Source organism: Streptomyces sp. NPDC045022 (assembly GCF_056432605.1).
The window spans coordinates 1-1,866 of record NZ_JBWKIR010000076.1 but is presented as its reverse complement, the minus strand read 5'-3'; the positions used below and the strand labels follow the sequence as shown (position 1 = coordinate 1,866).

Genomic DNA, 1,866 nt, shown 5'->3' with positions numbered 1-1,866 from the left:
GCACCGCAGGAGCTGACACTGCCCCTGGACCGGGTACGTCCCGCGACGCCCACCAACCGCGGTGCGTGGGAGCAGTTCTCCTGGGACACGGAACTGCACGGCGCGCTCCTCCAATTGGCCCGCGACACCCATGCGACGCCGTTCATGGTGGTCCATGCGGCCGTGGTGGCGTTGCTGTCCCGGCTGACCGGCTCCCGTGACATTCCGGTCGGCACCCCGGTGGCCGGACGTCCTGACGAGTCGCTGGACGAGCTGGTCGGTTTCTTCGTCAATCAGCTTCCGCTGCGGGTGAAGTGGGACGGCGACCCCACTTTCCGTGAGCTGGTGCAGCTCACCCGCACCACGGCCCTGGCCGCGTACGACCACCAGGACCTGCCCTTCGAGCGGATGGTGGAGATCGTCAACCCCGAGCGCTCCGCCTCCCATCACCCCGTGTTCCAGGTCGCCCTCAACTTCGACGGCACCGATCGGCCGCCCCTCGACCTCCCTCGCCTCACCGCCCGCGTCGACGAGGACCTGACCGACGTCGGCACCGCGAAGGTCGACCTCAGCTTCCACCTCCGGGAGCGGCGGGCCGAGGACGGAACGCCCGCGGGCATCGACGGCGCCCTCGAGTTCGCGACGGACCTCTTCGACCCGGAGACCGTCCGCGGCATCGGCGTCCGGCTGACCCGGCTGCTGCGCGCTGCCGTCGGCGCTCCGGAGCGGCGGATCACCGACCTCGACGTGCTCGACGGGGCCGAGCGCGAAGCCGTCGTACGGCTCTGGAACGACACCGGGCAGGAGGTGGACTCCCGGCCCCTGCCCGTGCTCTTCGAAGAGCAGGTGCACCGTGCCCCGCAGGCCATCGCCGTACGCGGGACCACCGACACCACCTACACCGAGCTGAACGAGCGGGCCAACCGTTTCGCGCGGCACCTCAGGGCCCTGGGAGCCGGGCGCGACGACGTCGTGGCAGTCGCCCTGCCTCGGTCCGTCGACGCGGTGGCGGCGCTGCTCGGCGTGATGAAGGCGGGGGCCGTCTATCTGCCGGTCGACCCGGGCCTGCCGGCGGCCAGGATCACCCAGCTCGTCCAGGACACCGACCCGGTCGCCGTTCTCACCCTCTCGGAGTCGGCGCCTCTGCTGGAGAAGGCCCTGGCGGCACGCGGTCACCACATACGTCCGGGCGGCGCCGAGACGGCAACGGCCATCGTGGTGACCGACGACCCGAGGACGGAGGAGGCCGTCGCGGCCCGGTCGGGAGACGACCTCACGGACGACGAACGCGGCGGCCGGCTGACGCCGTCCCAGCTCGCGTACGTCATCTTCACCTCCGGCTCGACCGGAGTCCCCAAGGGCGTCATGGTGGAGCACGCCGGCCTCGCCGGCCTCGCCGCCGCGCAGATCGAGCGCTTCCAGGTGGACGCCGCCAGCCGCGTCCTGCAGTTCGCGTCCCTGAGCTTCGATGCGTCCGTCTCCGAGATCGCCATGGCTCTGCTCTCCGGCGCCTCACTGGTGCTGCGGCCCGGCGGCATGCTCCCCGGCACGGCGCTCACGGAGTTCGTCGCACGGCACCAGGTGACCCACGCGACCCTGCCGCCCGCGGTGCTCGGCGTGCTCGACCCGGCCGAGCACGGCACGATCCGGACAGTGATCGCGGCCGGCGAGGCCCTCCCGGAGAAGACCGCCGGCGCCTGGTCCGATCGCCGTCTGATCAACGCCTACGGTCCCACCGAGACCACGGTCTGCGCCACCATGAGCCAGCCGCTCACCGGTTTCGGACAGCCCGCCATTGGCCGGCCGATCTCGAATATGCGGGTGTATGTGTTGGATGGGGGGTTGCGGCCGGTTGGTGTGGGGATGGTCGGTGAGTTGTATGTGAGT

The 1,866-nt window shown here is 71.3% G+C and carries 1 protein-coding gene; it reads left to right on the top strand.

Translation table 11 applies throughout. The features are described 5' to 3' along the window. Nucleotides 1-1,866, top strand: a 1,866-nt coding sequence (locus AC07C1_RS41200; protein WP_478947241.1) for a non-ribosomal peptide synthetase, incomplete at both ends; no start/stop codon positions are given.